This window comes from Amycolatopsis sp. lyj-346 (assembly GCF_046548975.1).
GTDB lineage: Bacteria > Actinomycetota > Actinomycetes > Mycobacteriales > Pseudonocardiaceae > Amycolatopsis.
In genome coordinates, this window is the sequence record NZ_JAJPWT010000012.1 from 1 (window position 1) to 14178 (window position 14178).

The following is a 14178-nucleotide window of genomic DNA, read 5'->3' on the forward strand; positions in this document are numbered from 1 at the left end:
ACTCGTGGCCCCGGCCTGACACTCGGACAGACCAGCCTGCTCCTGCAGAACCTGCTCACCTGCTGGACCGGGGCCTGCGCACTATGCCAACAACCACTCCCGCCCTAACAAAGCCCTATTCAACGCACCGAAGGCCACATTGGGGCGCTCTGGTCGGGGGGTCCGAACGTGATGCCGCGCTCTGTCGCGCGGCGCTCGCCCCACTCGTACAGCGCCGTCAGTGCCGGGCGCAGCTCCTCGCCCCCCTCGGTCAGGTGGTACTCGACGTGCGGGACCCGGCCGTCGAACTCCTCGCGGCGGACGAGGCCGTCCGCCGCCAGCTCCGTCGCGCAGTGGTACCGCTTCATCGTGCCTCCACGAGCCGGTACCGCCCTGGCAGCCGCCGTCGCCCTGGCCGCATAGTGAGGGCAGCCGGAAGGAGGCTGCCGTTGATCCGAGTGGACGGCCGGACCCTCAGGTGCGCGGACGTCGTCGCCGCGGCGCGCACCGAGGGGCCGCTGGACATCGACGTCTCGATCGCCGCGCTGCGGGCGGCCGAGCACGCGTGGAAGCTGGCCGAAGAACTGAGCACGCGCCGGGTGGTCTACGGCCGGACCACCGGCGTCGGGGCCAACAAGGACGACCCGGTCGAAAGCTCCGTGGAGCACGGCCTGCGGCTGCTGCGCAGCCACGCGGGCGGCAGCGGGGACGAGCTGCCGCCCGGCCAGGTGCGGGCCATGCTGCTGATCCGGCTCAACCAGCTGCTGTCCGGCCGGTCCGGGATCAGCCCCGAGCTGATCGGCGCACTGGCCGAAGCGGTCCGCACCGGCGCGCTGCCGCTGGTGCACCGGCTCGGCGCGATCGGCACCGGCGACCTGGCGCCGCTGGCCGAGGCGGCGCTGGCGCTCACCGGCGAGCGGCCGTGGGTCACCGGGCACGTCCCGCCGGTGCCGGTGCGGGCGGGCGACGCGCTGGCGTTCATGAGCAGCAACGCCGCGACGCTCGCCGAAGCGACCCTCGCGGCGATGCGGCTGGACACGCTGACCCGCGCGAGCCACGCCGTCGCGGCGCTGACGTACGTCGCGCTCGACGGCAACCCCGAGGCGTACGCGACACCGGTGCACGAGGCGCGGCCGCACGCCGGGCAGGTCGCCTGCGCGGCCGAGATGCGGCGGCTGCTGGGCATGCACCAGACGCCGAAGCCGGGACGGCGGATCCAGGACCCGTTCGGGCTGCGGGCGTTCCCGCAGGTCCAGGGCCCGGCACTGGACGCGATCCACTACCTGCGCGACGTGCTCGCCGTCGAGATCAACGCGAGCACGGAGAACCCGATGATCTCGACGGTGCACAACGACGCGTACCACCACGCGCACTTCCACACCGCGTACGTGTCGACGGCGCTGGACCAGGCCCGGGCGACCGTGCACCAGGTGGCGGAGCTGTCGGTGGCGCGCCTCGGCGACCTGGTGGAGCCGGAGTTCACCGGGCTGCGGCCGTTCCTGGCGGCGGGGCCGCCGGGCAGCTCGGGCGTGATGATCCTGGAGTACGTGGCGCACGACGCGCTGACGGAGCTGCGCCAGGCGGCCCTCCCGGCGACGCTCGGCACGGCGGTGGTGTCCCGCGGCATCGAGGACCACGCGAGCTTCTCGACGCAGGCGGCCCGCGCGGCGACCGCGGCGTGCGCGGCCTACCAGCAGGTGCTGGCGTGCGAGCTGGTGGCGGCGGTCCGCGCGCTGCGGATGCGGGAGGCGGACCTGGTGGAACTGCCGGTGCGGGACGCCTTCGAAGCGGCGTCGGCGGTGCTGGATCCCGGCCTCGACGACCGGCCGCTCACCGGCGACATCGCCGCCGCCGTCGGGGTACTGGACGTGCTGGCCCGCATCTAGCGGGAACCCGGACCGACCAGGCAGGCGGTTCATGAGTTCACCAGGTGAAGCCGGGGACGACGCGGTGCGGCAACGGCCCTGAACGCGCGAAGGGCCGCCCCGGGACTCCCGGAGCGGCCCTCGGCAGCAGACTCAGCCGAAGAAGACTTCGGCTTCCTGGTAGCGCTCCACCGGGACTGTCTTCAGCTCGGCCGTCGCCTCGGACAGCTTCACGCGGACGATGTCCGTGCCCTTCAGGGCGACCATCACGCCGAAGTCGCCGTCCGCGACCGCGTCGACCGCGTTGAGGCCGAAGCGGGTCGCCAGGACGCGGTCGTAGGCCGTCGGGGTGCCGCCACGCTGGACGTGGCCCAGCACGACCGCGCGGGACTCCTTGCCCGTGCGGTGGGCGATCTCGTCGGCCAGCCAGGTGCCGATGCCGCCGAGGCGGACGTGCCCGAAGGCGTCCTTCTCGCCGGTCAGCAGCTTCTCCTCGCCGCCCTCGGGCAGCGCGCCCTCGGCGACGACGATGATCGGCGCGTACTCCTTCTCGAAGCGGCGCTCGACCCAGGAGACGACCTGGTCGACGCTGAAGTGCCGCTCCGGCACCAGGATGACGCTCGCGCCGCCGGCCAGGCCGGAGTGCAGCGCGATCCAGCCGGCGTGCCGGCCCATGACCTCGACGACCAGCGCACGGTGGTGCGACTCGGCCGTGGTGTGCAGCCGGTCGATCGCCTCGGTCGCGATGGAGACCGCGGTGTCGAAGCCGAAGGTGTAGTCGGTCGCACCCAGGTCGTTGTCGATCGTCTTCGGTACACCGACGACGCCGACGCCGTCGTCGGTCAGCCGCTTCGCGACGCCGAGGGTGTCCTCGCCGCCGATCGCGATCAGCGCGTCGACACCCTGGTCCGCGAGGACCTGCTTGATCTTGTCGACGCCGCCTTCGACCTTGTACGGGTTGGTGCGCGAGGACCGCAGGATGGTGCCGCCGCGGGTGAGGATGTCCTCGACGTCGTTCAGGCCCAGCGGGCGGCTGTCGCCGGTGAGGGGGCCGTTCCACCCGTTGCGGAAGCCCACGAAGTCCCAGCCGTGCACCTCGATGCCCTTGCGCACCACCGCGCGAATCACCGCGTTGAGCCCCGGGCAGTCGCCGCCGCCGGTCAGCACACCGACACGCATGAGAAGCCTCCGTCTGTTCTCGGGAGATGACAGTCACATTTCGTCGTCCACCAGCGTAGCGGCTCCCGTCTTGATCGGTGCAGGCCGTACCACCTGCCGGATCGGGTTCCGGTGACGCCCTGTGTTACGTTGGTGCGCATGCAGCGCTATTTCTGGTTTACGAAGCCGGCCCCGGGTGGGCACGGCGGCGTGAACCTGCGCTGACTCCCACCCCGAGCCGGATCTCGAAACCGGCTCGGCGAGTCCCCCGCGGGTCGGTGTCCACCAGGAAGGAACACCCCCGCCATGACGCTCTCCGCCGGACCGGCCACCATCGGTGACCTCGACGCCGCGCGCACCACGTCGATCAGTCCGCTCATTTCGCCTGCGATGCTGCGCGAAGACCATCCGGTCGACGCCGCCGTCGCGAAGGTGGTGCGGCACGGCCGCGCCGAAACGGTCGACATCCTCGAAGGCCGCGACGACCGGCTGCTCGTCGTGGTCGGCCCGTGCTCGGTCCACGACCCGGAAGCGGCCCTCGACTACGCCCGACGGCTCGCCGCGAAGGCCGAGGAGCTGCGCGGCGAACTGCACGTCGTGATGCGCGTGTACTTCGAGAAGCCGCGCACGACGCTGGGCTGGAAGGGCCTGATCAACGACCCGGACCTCGACGGCACGTTCGCCGTCAACAAGGGCCTGCGGATGGCGCGCAAGCTGCTGCTCGACGTGTCCGCGCTCGGCCTGCCGGTGGGGTGCGAGTTCCTCGACCCGATCACGCCGCAGTTCATCGCGGACATCGTGACGTGGGGATCGATCGGCGCGCGCACGGCGGCCAGCCAGGTCCACCGCCAGCTGTGCAGCGCGCTGTCGATGCCGGTGGGCATCAAGAACTCCACCGAGGGCGACGTCCAGGTGGCGATCGACGCCACCCGGGCGGCGGCGGCGAGCCACGTGTTCCCGGGCATCAACACGGACGGCCTGGCGGCCCTGCTGACGACGTCGGGCAACCCGGACTGCCACGTGATCCTGCGCGGCCACAACGCGGGCCCGAACTACGACGCAGCCACGGTGACCGACACCCTGGCGCGGCTGGCGAAGGCGGGGCTGCCGGAGCGGGTGATCATCGACGCTTCGCACGGCAACAGCGGCAAGGACCACGTGCGCCAGGGTGCCGTGGTGCGCGAGCTGGCTGCCCGGATTTCCGCTGGTGAGCGTGGACTTTCCGGGCTGATGATGGAGAGCTTCCTCGCCGGGGGCCGGCAGGAGCTTTCGCTGGGACACGCATCGGAGCTGACCTACGGGCAGTCGATCACGGACGCGTGCCTGGCTTGGGACGACACGGCGCCGCTGCTGGACGAGCTGGCCTCGGCGGTGCGGGCGCGCCGCTGAGAGGTCCCCGGCCTGGGGGTCCCCCGGTTTTACGTTACCGGGGACCCCCGACAATTCCGGGCGACCGGCTCGCCCGGAGGCTGGGACGACCGCTGGTCCCGTGCGCCCCAAGGTGGCCTTCGGTGCGTTGAACGCACCCAATGTGGCCTTCGGTGCGTCCAACGCACCCAATGTGGCCTTCGGTGCGCCCAACGCACCCAATGTGGCCTTCGGTGCGTCCAACGCACCCAAGGCCACATTGGGGCGTTCGGGGCCGGGGTCAGCGGCGCGGGTCAGCGGCGCGGGAAGTAGCTTTCGATGATTTCCCAGCGGGCCAGGTTGTGCTTCGCGTCCGCCAGTGCGTCGTGCTGGTCGGTCGGCGCTGCCGGGAGCTTCGGCTTCCCCGCGTCCTCCCACCGCTGGCGCAGGTCACGGGTGAACCGGGGCAGCTGGCGGGGCAACGCCGGCATCGGGCCCCAGAGCTGGGCCAGTGCCACGTGGTCGTACGCCGCGAACCAGGCCCACAGCTCGATGCCGCCCGGTGGCTTGCCGAAGAACTCCAGCAGGTCGTTGCGGATCTTCTCCCTGCTGCGCCACGCCCGGTCGGCCGGGGACGGCAGCTTGTCCAGGACGTGGTCGCGGACCCACGGTCCCGCTTTCGAGGGGTCGAACTCCGTCGAGACCGCGTAGAACTCGCGGCCCCGCTCGTCCACCACTCCGATCGACACCAAATCGATCGTCACGCCGTCTTCGATGAACTCGGTGTCGTAGAAAAAACGCACTGGTGAACAGTAGTGGGTCAGCCGACCTTCGAGTCCGGCACCCGGGCCGCGTCGCGTGCGCCGGGCTGGGCGGGGACCGCGGGCTTGATCCCGGCCGCCTCCGCCGCCAGGAGTTCCTTCGCCTTCGCCGCGTAGATGTCGACGTACTCCTGGCCCGACAGCTCCATCAGGGCGTACATGATCTCGTCCGTGATCGACCGCTCGATGAAGCGGTCACCCGAGAGACCCTCGTAGCGCGAGAAGTCCAGCGGCTTGCCGAACCGGACTTCGAGACGCCGCGGCCACCACATCTTCGAGCCGATCGGGTTGACCTTGTCCGTGCCGACCATCGCCACCGGGATCACGACGCCACCGGACTCCAGGGCGATCCGCGCGACGCCCGTCTTGCCCTTGTACAGCCGTCCGTCCGGGGAACGGGTGCCTTCCGGGTAGATGCCCAGAAGGTGCCCTTCGCGCACCAGGCGGATCGCCGTGTCGAGGGCGGCCTGTGCGGCGTTGCCACCGGAGCGGTCGATCGGGAACTGGCCGACCCCGGTGAAGAACCACTTCTTGAGCTTGCCCTTGAAGCCGGGCTCGGTGAAGTACTCGGACTTGGCCGGGAAGGTCACCTTGCGCTTGACCCGCAGCGGCATGAAGAACGAGTCCGCGACCGCCAGGTGGTTGCCGGCCAGGATCGCGCCACCCGTCTCGGGGATGTTCTCCGCGCCGACGACCTTGGTCGGCCAGAGCGTCTTGAGCAGCGGTCCGAGGAACACCCACTTCATGAGCCAGTACAGCACCGGTGCCTCAGTCCTCCATCGCGGCCGCAACCCCTGTTCACCCGAGACGAACAGCCTACGAACCCGGGTGGCCGCCGCACAACGCAGACCACCCGGTTACCGCTTCGGCAGCGATCGATCTCACAGCGAATTCGGGGCACGGGCGGACCCCCACAACGTCCGCCGGGCGTGAGAGCATGGACGGACTGCACCGCTCACACGGAAGGCGATCGCATGGGCGTGCTCGCCGGCGCGGAACCGTTCGGCCACACCGGTTCGGCCGAAACCGGGTTCCTGCTCTGCCACGGGTTCACCGGTACCCCGGCGAGCATGCGAGCCTGGGGTGACCACCTGGCCGGGGCCGGGTTCACGGTGCGCTGCCCGCTGCTGCCCGGCCACGGCACCCGCTGGCCGGACCTCAACCGCACGACGTGGGAAGACTGGTACGGCGCCGTCCGCGAGGCCCTGCTCGCGCTGCTGGCGACGTGCCGGACCGTGTTCGTCGGCGGCCTCTCGATGGGCGGCACGCTGACCCTGCGCCTGGCCGAGGAGTTCGGCGACCGGATCGCCGGGATCGTGCTGGTCAACCCGTCGGTGACGCGGCTGAAGTGGGACACGCGGCTGCTGCCGGTGCTGGGCCGGATCGTGCCGTCGGTGCCGGCGATCGCGAACGACATCAAGAAGCCGGGCGAGACGGAGCTGGCCTACCCGCGGACGCCGGTGCGCGCGGCCGCGAGCCTGGCGAAGCTGTGGGCGGTCGTGCGGGCCGACCTGGCGAAGGTGACGCAGCCGGTGCTGCTGCTGCACTCGTCGGTCGACCACGTCGTCGAGCCGGTGAACTCGCAGCTGGTGCTCAAGGGCGTCTCGAGCACCGACGTCACCGAGGTCGTGCTCGAAAACAGTTACCACGTGGCGACACAGGACAACGATGCCGAAGTAATCTTCACCCGCAGCGTCGAGTTCGCGAACGCGCACGCCGCCCAGCCCGAGGAGACCGCATGAGCCGGGGGAAGGACGGGCCGGAGGACGTCGACGCGACGTTCGCCGAGATCGTCGCCGACCTGCGGGCCGCCGGGTTCGGGCTCCCCGAAGACGGCACTGCGCACACCGCCGACACCGCCGGCGCGGAGCCGGAGTCGCGCAGGACGCCCGAGCGGCCCGCCGAACCACCGGCCGTGGAGGCCCCGCCGGAGCCCGGCTGGCGGTCCGGGGGCACGTCGTGGGACACCACGATGTTCTCCGACGACCCGGCCGGCGACGACGAGCACTACGTCCCGCCGGAGCCGCCGCCGCTGCCCCGGCCGAAGATGGGCGCGTTCCTCATCCTGCTGCTGTTCCTGGCCGGGCTGTGCCTGCTGATCCTGCCCGGCGCGATCGGCGTCGGCCAGACGGTGGCGACGCCGCTGGGCATCCTCGCGCTCGCCACGGCGATCGCACTGCTGCTGCTGCGCGTGCGCCAGGGTCCGCCACCCGGCGCGGATCCCAGCAACGGCGCCCAGGTCTGACGCCGACGGCGATGCACATCGAGTTCAGTCCTTCGCGGCGATCGACCGTCGGCGCGGAGTGGGAGCTCGGCCTGGTGGACCGCCGCAGCGGCGAGCTGTCCTCGGTGGCCGAGCAGATCCTCGAGGCCGTCCGGCCCGACGGGCAGGCCGAGCACCCGAAGATCAAGCAGGAACTGCTGCTCAACACGATCGAGATCATCACCGGCGTCTGCGGCACGATCGCCGAGATCAAGGCCGACCTGAACGACTCGCTCGACGTCGTGCACGGCGTCGCCGACCCGCTCGGCGTGGAGATGTTCTCGGCGGGCACGCACCCGTTCTCGAACTGGTACCAGCAGAAGGTCACCGACAAGGAGCGCTACGCCAAGCTGATCGACCGCACCCAGTGGTGGGGGCGGCAGATGCTGATCTACGGCGTCCACATCCACGTCGGGGTCGACCACCGCGAGAAGGTGCTGCCGGTCCTCGACGCGCTGCTCAACTACGCGCCGCACCTGCAGGCGCTGTCGGCGTCCTCGCCGTACTGGGGCGCCGAGGACACCGGGTACGCGTCGAACCGGGCGCTGATGTTCCAGCAGCTGCCGACGGCCGGGCTGCCGTTCCAGTTCCGGAAGTGGGCGGAGCTGGAAAGCTACGTCGAGGACATGTTCACCACCGGCGTGATCGACCACTTCTCGGAGATCCGCTGGGACATCCGGCCGTCGCCGCGGCTCGGCACGATCGAGATGCGGGTCTGCGACGGCCTGCCGACGCTGGAGGAGGTCGGCGCGATCGCGGCGCTGACGCAGTGCCTGGTCGACGACTTCGTCGAGCGCCTCGAAGACGGCGAGATCCTCCCCACCCTGCCGCCGTGGCACGTCCAGGAGAACAAGTGGCGCGCGGCCCGCTACGGCACGGACGCGATCGTCATCCTGGACGCGGCCGGCCGCGAGCGGCTGGTCACCGACGACGTGGCCGACCTGCTCGACCGGCTGGAGCCGGTGGCGCGGCGGCTGGACTGCGTGGCCGAGCTGCGCGACGTCGAGACGATCCTGCGGTACGGGCCGAGCTACCGGCGGCAGCGTGCGGTGGCGGAACGGCACAAGGGCAGCCTCAAGGCCGTCGTCGCGTCGCTGGTGGCCGAGATGCGGGACGGGATCGCGAAGGACTAGAACCCGTCGAGCTGACGGCGGAGCGTGCCGGGCCCGATGATCGACGCGCCGAGCGCTTCGACGCGTCGTTTCAGCTCCCGGTCCGCCGTCGCGACCAGCACCTTGGCGGTTTGCCGCGCGACGACCTCGACGATCTTCGAGTCGCCGTCGGTGTCGGCGGCCACCACTTCGACGCCCGGGGTGCCGTCGACGTGCTTGGCCCGGCCTTCGACGACCAGGATGATCCGCGGCCACCAGGACACGGCGGCGTCGTCCGGGTCCGGCACGCCGGCGTCGGCGAGCTTGGCGAGCTGGTCGCGGAGGCGCTCGGCGGCACCGTGCCGGTCGCGCCACCAGCCGTCGGGGCGCGAGCCGACGACGTTGGCCGCGTCGACGACCAGGACGAGCTCCCGGCCGACGCGGTCACGCAGGTCCGGCCACGCGGCGGCGAAGTCGCGGTGGAGGGGGTAACCGGGGACGTCGTCGGGGTCCACCCAGCGCACCTCCGCACTTTCGGTGTTGGCGACGCGCGCTTCGGCGCCGTCGGCGAGGGCGAGCACGGTGGTGTAGCTCCAGTCGCCGTGGTCGACCACGGACGCCGAGACGGCGCGGAAGGCCTCGGCGGGGACCGAGGTCTCCTCGAAGGCTTCGCGGGCGGCGGCGCCCTTGGCGGTCTCCCCGGCTTCGATGGCGCCGCCGGGCAGCGCCCAGGTGCGGCCGTGGTGCACCCACCAGGCGCGGCGCTGCAGGAGGACACCGCGGGCGGGATCGACGAGCAGCAGCCCGGCCGCGCCGTAGCGGCCCCAGTGCACGTGCCCGCAGGAACAGCGGACGAAGACACTCGCGGACAGGTGACTCACCCGTCCAGCGTGTCACAGGTCGGGCGGGGATCGCCGGTCATCGCTTTCCGGGGCCTGCTTCGCGCGGCCGCCGACGATCGCGGTGAGGAAGATGGTCACGGTGATGCCGCCGAGGATGATGACGGCGAGCGCGGGGCCGGACACCAGGGGCTTGATCAGGAACTGCACCATGACGCCCCAGCCGGCGAGCGCCACGAGCGACGCGGCCACCGCCGCCCAGCGGCGGTGGGCCCTACGCCGGATCACCCCCGCGGCGATCATCACGGCCGCGCCGCCCAGTCCGATCCAGACCGGCGTCGGCATCTGTGCCCTCCATCGTCGAGTGACCGCAGGTCGGGACGGGTGGCGCGCGGCTGAGCAGCCCCGGTTTCCACGCTACCGGGAGGCACCGACAGTTCCGCCCGGGCGGAACTCCTCGCCGGGGCAGCTGTCCACAACTTTCGCCGATCGCGAAGGCCGGCCAGCTCAGACCGGGGTCTTCGCCGCTTCCAGGGCCAGGGCCGCCGCGCCCACGATCGCCGTGTCGTCGCCGAGGTGGGCCGTCCTGATTCTGGCCAGCGGGCGGTGGCGGGCGCCCGTGATCGCGCCCGCGTAGTGCTCGCGGGCCTCGTCCAGGAACAGCGGGGCCGACTCCGACACCCCGCCGCCGATCACGATGATCTCCGGGTCGAACACGTCCGCCACCAGCGCCAGGCCCTCGCCCAGCCACTTGGCGAGCTCCGCCATCGCCAGCTGGGCGATCGGGTCTCCGTCGCGCGCCGCGCCGGCCACCCGGCGGCCCGTCACCGAGCCCGGGTCGCCCGCGACCTGCGGCGCCAGGACGGTCGAACGGCCCGGGTGCCGCGCGAGCAGCTCCACCGCCGTGGCCGCCAGTGCCGTTCCGCTGCAGTAGCGCTCCCAGCAGCCGTACTTGCCGCACGGGCAGGGCCGTCCGCCGCGGACCACCGTCAGGTGGCCCAGCTCCGGTGCCACGCCGTACGCGCCGCGGTACAGCTTGCCGTCCAGCAGCAGGCCCGCGCCGATGCCCGTGCCCAGTGCCACCAGGGCCGCCACCTGGGCGCCGCGGGCCGCGCCGAAGCGGTGCTCGCCCACGATCGCCGAATTGACGTCGTGCTCCAGCAGCACCGGCAGGCCGACGCGCTTTTCGATCCGGTCCGCGACCGGGGCGCCGCGCCACGCCAGGTGCGGCGCGAACATCACCGACCGGCGGTCGCGTGCCACGAAGCCCGCCACCGCCAGCCCGACGCCGGCCACGTCGTGCCGGTTGCGCAGGTCCTCGACCACGCCGGCGATGGCGTCCTCGAGGGCGCCTTCCTCGGTCGGCGTCGCGACGCGGGCCGTGTCGAGCAGGGAGCCGCGTTCGTCCACCACGCCGGCCCGGATGCTCGTCCCGCCGACGTCCACCCCTATCGTCCGCACTCAGCTCTCCCACTCGTCGCGCCGGCGGACCACCGCGATGTGCTGCACCCGCGGCGACGACCGCGGGTCCGCGGGCCGCGGCGCGGGCCGGAACCCGGGCATGTGCACGCCCTCCTCCGGCTCCCAGCGGTCCGCGAGCACCGCGCGCAGCAGAGCGACCAGCTGCGCCAGCTGCTCGGCCAGCCGCGCGACCAGCTCGGGCCGTTCCCCCCGCACCACCGCGACGATCGCACAGAGCGGGCACCAGCCGCACGCCGAACCGTCCGGTTTCGCCTCGTCAGGGGTTCCGTAGCTTCCGGGGCTTCGCCCCGGGCCGGGGGCTTCGCCACCCGGAACCCCCGAAAAGAAGCTGCCGTGCCCGGCCGCGAGCACGTCCTCGAGCCACGGTGCGGCCTTCTCCGCCACCATCTCGGCGAGCAGGCGGATCTCCTCGGTCAGGCGCGGCCCGTGTTCCTCTTCGCTCACCCGCGTCCCCGGTTCCCGGCCAGGTGCACGACCAGGCCGTCGGCGTCGGATTCCGCGCCGGTGATCCGGCACGGCCGCAGCGGCTCCGGCAGGGCGATGAGCCTGCGGAAGCCGTCCACGGTGATCGCCAGGTCGTCGTCGACGCGGGCGAGGTCGACCTCGGCGTCCCGCGCGAGCGGGATCGCGACGCGCAGGGTGTACCCGCCGGTGGCGGGCCGCACGCGCAGCAGCGGGGTGACGGGCGTGCCGTCGCCGTCGAGGGGGTCTTCGCCGCGGTAGAGCTCGGCGGCGATCTCCAGCAGCGCGGGCAGCCCGACCGGCTCGACGGCCCGGTGCTCCACCCGGGCGACCGGCGCGATCCCGGCCGCGGCGAGCTCGGCGAGCACGGCGTCCTGCTGCGTCCGCCGGGTGCGCAGCCACGACGCGGCGCCCCCGCGCCAGATGCCGGGCGCCGGCATCAGCCGGTTGGCGATCAGGCCGTCGACGGCGATGCCGCGCAGGGCCAGCGAGCTGAGCGTGCGGCGCGCCTCGGCGACGACCACCCGCTCCGGCGTCAGGACCAGCCGGACCGTCGTCACCGACGGGTCGGTGAGCAGGGCGCGCAGGCCGTCGAGGTGGGCGCCGAGGCGGCGCACCGAGTCCGTGACGCGGCCGCGCGGCCCGAACACGCGGGTCAGGTAGCCGGAGACGGCTTCGGGCAGGGCGAGCAGCCGCAGCGTCTCGGCCGTCGGCCCGCAGTCGACGACGACGGTCTCCCACGGCCCGTCCCCGGCCAGCCGGCGGACCTCGGTGAGGGCGAGCAGCTCGTCGACGCCGGGCAGCACGGTGAGCTCTTCGGCGTCGAGGGTGTCCAGGCCCGCGCCGGACAGCACCGCGCGCAGCTCGCCGCGCAGCCGCTGCCAGCCGGCGTCCACCAGGGTGCGCGAATCCACCTGCACGGCCGAGAGGAGAGTGTCCACTTCGGACGGTTCGGTGCCGAGGGACTGCCCGAAGGCGTCACCGAGCGAGTGCGCCGGGTCCGTGGACACGACCAGGGTCTTCCTGCCGCGAGCGGCGAGGGCGGCGCCGGTGGCCGCGGCCAGCGTGGTCTTCCCGACACCCCCCTTGCCGGTGCACAGCAGGATCCGCACGCTAGCCCTCGGCCCGCTTCTTGAGCTCCTTCAGCGCGGTGTCCATGACCATCTTCTCGGCCTTGCGGCGCAGCAGGCCGATCATCGGCAGCGCCAGCTCGACCGACAGCGTGTAGGTGACCCGCGTCCGGCCGCCGAGGTCGGCCAGCGCGTAGCGGCCGTTCTGCGCCTTCTGCATCTGACCCTTGACCAGGTGCCAGCTGACGCCGAGGCCGTCTTCGTCCCAGTCGTATTCGAGGGTGTAGACGTCCTTGATCGGACCGGCGTCGAGGGTGAGCTTGACCTGCTTGGCCCGCCCGCCGGCATCGGTGTCGAGGACCTCGGTCTGCCGGACGGCCTTGGCCCATTCCGGGTACGCGGGGAAGTCGGCGATCACGGCCATCACCCGGCTGGGCTCGGCGTCGACCTCGATGGACTGTGTGGACTGCTCGGCCATGGGTCGAAGCGTAGCCGCCGCGGTTGGTCACCAGCGCAGCACGTAGGGCTGCCCGGTCTCCTTGAAGTGACCCACGTTACGGCACTCGGTCAGGCCGACCCGGGCGCGGGCGGACAGGGGCTGGTGCACGTGCCCGAACACCGACCAGCGCGGCCGCTGCGCCCGGATCAGCTCCAGCAGCGCCGTCGAGCCGATCTCGCTGCGGCGGGCGACGACGTCGTAGGTCAGCTCCGGCAGGGCGGGCGGGCCGTGCGTGCAGAGCACGTCCACCTCGGTGAGCTCGGCGACGCTGCGGTCGTACTCCGCGCGATCCCGCAGGTAGGGCCGCCAGGCGGCGCCTTTGCGGGGCCGCGGGACGACGCCGTCGGGCAGCAGCGCGCCGCCGACGAAGCCGAACCGCAGGCCGCCGAACTCGGCGACCTCGCCGTCGAGCACCCGGACGCCTTCGCCGGTGAACTCCGGCCACAGCGCCGGGGTGTCGACGTTGCCGGGGGTGGCGTAGGTGGGCGCGGTCATCGCCGCGAACAGCGTCGCGTACTGGGCGCGGACGGCCTCGTCGACCGCGGCTCCCGGGTCTTCGAGGCTCGCCCAGAGCGTGCGCGAATAGGCAACGGTTTCGTCACGGGTGCCCTCGCGGCGCAGGCGGGCGAACTCGCCGACCTTCTCCGCGCCGAACAGGGCACCCATGATGCCCTTGTCGTGGTCGCGGTAGTCGACGAAGTCGATCAGGTCGCCGAGCACGACCAGGGCGTCCGCCCCGTCGCCCGCCCGCTTCAGCGCGTCCGCGTTGCCGTGCACGTCCGAGACGACGTGTACCCGCACCCCTGGCCCCCTAGCCTTTTGTTCAGCCTTCGGTTCGCGGAGGGACGCCGGGCTCGCGCCCGTCCTCCAGGATCTCCTTGAGCCCGAGCGCGACCGCCTTCGCCGCGCGGGCCCGCCGGTCGAACTCCCGGCGCAGGTCGCGCGGCGCCAGTTCACGAGGCGCCCCGGCCGCGTCGGCGGGGGTCGCCCGCAGGAAGTAGTGCAGCAGGGTGCCGTCGAGCACCGGCTCGAGCCAGACCTCCATCGTACCGACGAGCGCGCCCCGCACGGTCCAGCGCAGGCCCTTGTCCCCCCGGTCGGTGTAGACCTCGAGGACCAGGTCGGGCCAGTAGCGCCGCCAGGAGGCCGGCTCGGCGAAGACCGCGGCCACGGTGGCCGGCGGAACGGCGAGGAACGTCTCGTCGACGATGTCGAGTGAGGGTGGCGCGTTCACGTGCGAAGAATGTCACGGCCTCGCCTCGCCGCGCCGATCAGCATGGTCTTAAGGTGCACACCACGCTA

Annotated in this window: 17 protein-coding genes; 5 read left to right on the plus strand and 12 right to left on the minus strand. The window is 72.4% G+C overall.

Features of this window, described 5'->3' with window-relative positions; translation table 11 throughout:
• Positions 1-119: 119 nt before the first annotated feature.
• Positions 120-347, minus strand: coding sequence for a winged helix-turn-helix transcriptional regulator (locus ACLJQE_RS30000; RefSeq protein WP_410642837.1), 228 nt, complete (start codon positions 345-347; stop codon positions 120-122).
• Between the two features lie 81 nt (positions 348-428).
• Here ACLJQE_RS30000 and ACLJQE_RS30005 point away from each other — a divergent pair, with 81 nt between their 5' ends.
• Entirely contained in the window at positions 429-1865 is a 1437-nt protein-coding gene (locus ACLJQE_RS30005; protein WP_410642838.1) for an aromatic amino acid ammonia-lyase, read from the plus strand.
• Positions 1866-1997: 132 nt separating this feature from the next.
• Here the strand turns inward: ACLJQE_RS30005 and ACLJQE_RS30010 are convergent, their stop codons facing one another.
• Positions 1998-3023: a 6-phosphofructokinase gene (locus tag ACLJQE_RS30010; protein WP_410642839.1), complete on the minus strand. Its 1026-nt coding sequence runs from the start codon at positions 3021-3023 to the stop codon at positions 1998-2000.
• Between the two features lie 285 nt (positions 3024-3308).
• Here ACLJQE_RS30010 and ACLJQE_RS30015 point away from each other — a divergent pair, with 285 nt between their 5' ends.
• Positions 3309-4391, plus strand: coding sequence for a 3-deoxy-7-phosphoheptulonate synthase (locus ACLJQE_RS30015; RefSeq protein ID WP_410642840.1), 1083 nt, complete (start codon positions 3309-3311; stop codon positions 4389-4391).
• 272 nt (positions 4392-4663) lie between these two features.
• On the opposite strand, the gene ACLJQE_RS30020 is transcribed toward ACLJQE_RS30015, so the two are convergent.
• Positions 4664-5152 (minus strand): polyadenylate-specific 3'-exoribonuclease AS, encoded by a 489-nt coding sequence (locus ACLJQE_RS30020; protein WP_410642842.1) that lies wholly within the window; start codon positions 5150-5152, stop codon positions 4664-4666.
• Between the two features lie 17 nt (positions 5153-5169).
• Positions 5170-5931, minus strand: coding sequence for a lysophospholipid acyltransferase family protein (locus ACLJQE_RS30025; RefSeq protein WP_410642844.1), 762 nt, complete (start codon positions 5929-5931; stop codon positions 5170-5172).
• A 213-nt stretch (positions 5932-6144) separates the two neighbouring features.
• Between ACLJQE_RS30025 and ACLJQE_RS30030 the strand changes: the two genes are divergently transcribed.
• From ACLJQE_RS30030 to ACLJQE_RS30040, 3 genes are read left to right on the plus strand one after another with little or no spacing between them, the layout of a single operon-like run.
• Positions 6145-6912 (plus strand): alpha/beta hydrolase, encoded by a 768-nt coding sequence (locus ACLJQE_RS30030; RefSeq protein WP_410642845.1) that lies wholly within the window; start codon positions 6145-6147, stop codon positions 6910-6912.
• Positions 6909-7415 carry a hypothetical protein gene (locus ACLJQE_RS30035; RefSeq protein WP_410642846.1) on the plus strand — a complete coding sequence of 169 codons (507 nt, stop codon included), beginning with the start codon at positions 6909-6911 and terminating at the stop codon, positions 7413-7415. The genes ACLJQE_RS30030 and ACLJQE_RS30035 overlap by 4 nt, the downstream gene beginning before the upstream one ends.
• Positions 7416-7426: 11 nt before the next feature.
• Positions 7427-8566, plus strand: a complete 1140-nt coding sequence (locus ACLJQE_RS30040; RefSeq protein ID WP_410642847.1) for a glutamate--cysteine ligase — start codon at positions 7427-7429, stop codon at positions 8564-8566.
• Here the strand turns inward: ACLJQE_RS30040 and ACLJQE_RS30045 are convergent.
• The 8 genes from ACLJQE_RS30045 to ACLJQE_RS30080 form a co-directional block, all read right to left on the minus strand.
• Positions 8563-9405: an NUDIX hydrolase gene (locus tag ACLJQE_RS30045; RefSeq protein WP_410642848.1), complete on the minus strand. Its 843-nt coding sequence runs from the start codon at positions 9403-9405 to the stop codon at positions 8563-8565. The two genes, ACLJQE_RS30040 and ACLJQE_RS30045, sit on opposite strands and share 4 nt — an antisense overlap.
• Before the next feature lie 12 nt (positions 9406-9417).
• Positions 9418-9708 (minus strand): hypothetical protein, encoded by a 291-nt coding sequence (locus ACLJQE_RS30050; protein WP_410642850.1) that lies wholly within the window; start codon positions 9706-9708, stop codon positions 9418-9420.
• 162 nt (positions 9709-9870) lie between these two features.
• Positions 9871-10809, minus strand: coding sequence for an ROK family protein (locus ACLJQE_RS30055; RefSeq protein WP_043783421.1), 939 nt, complete (start codon positions 10807-10809; stop codon positions 9871-9873).
• Positions 10810-10824: 15 nt separating this feature from the next.
• Entirely contained in the window at positions 10825-11289 is a 465-nt protein-coding gene (locus ACLJQE_RS30060; RefSeq protein ID WP_410642851.1) for a hypothetical protein, read from the minus strand.
• A complete protein-coding gene (locus ACLJQE_RS30065) occupies positions 11286-12419 on the minus strand; it encodes an ArsA family ATPase (RefSeq protein WP_410642852.1) in 1134 nt (377 codons plus the stop codon). Before ACLJQE_RS30065 ends, ACLJQE_RS30060 begins: the two co-directional genes overlap by 4 nt.
• Before the next feature lies 1 nt (position 12420).
• Positions 12421-12855: an SRPBCC family protein gene (locus ACLJQE_RS30070; RefSeq protein ID WP_410642853.1), complete on the minus strand. Its 435-nt coding sequence runs from the start codon at positions 12853-12855 to the stop codon at positions 12421-12423.
• Between the two features lie 27 nt (positions 12856-12882).
• Complete coding sequence (locus ACLJQE_RS30075; protein WP_410642855.1) at positions 12883-13677, minus strand: metallophosphoesterase family protein; 795 nt, start codon at positions 13675-13677, stop codon at positions 12883-12885.
• 22 nt (positions 13678-13699) lie between these two features.
• Positions 13700-14110 (minus strand): polyketide cyclase / dehydrase and lipid transport, encoded by a 411-nt coding sequence (locus tag ACLJQE_RS30080; protein ID WP_410642856.1) that lies wholly within the window; start codon positions 14108-14110, stop codon positions 13700-13702.
• Positions 14111-14178 lie beyond the last annotated feature (68 nt).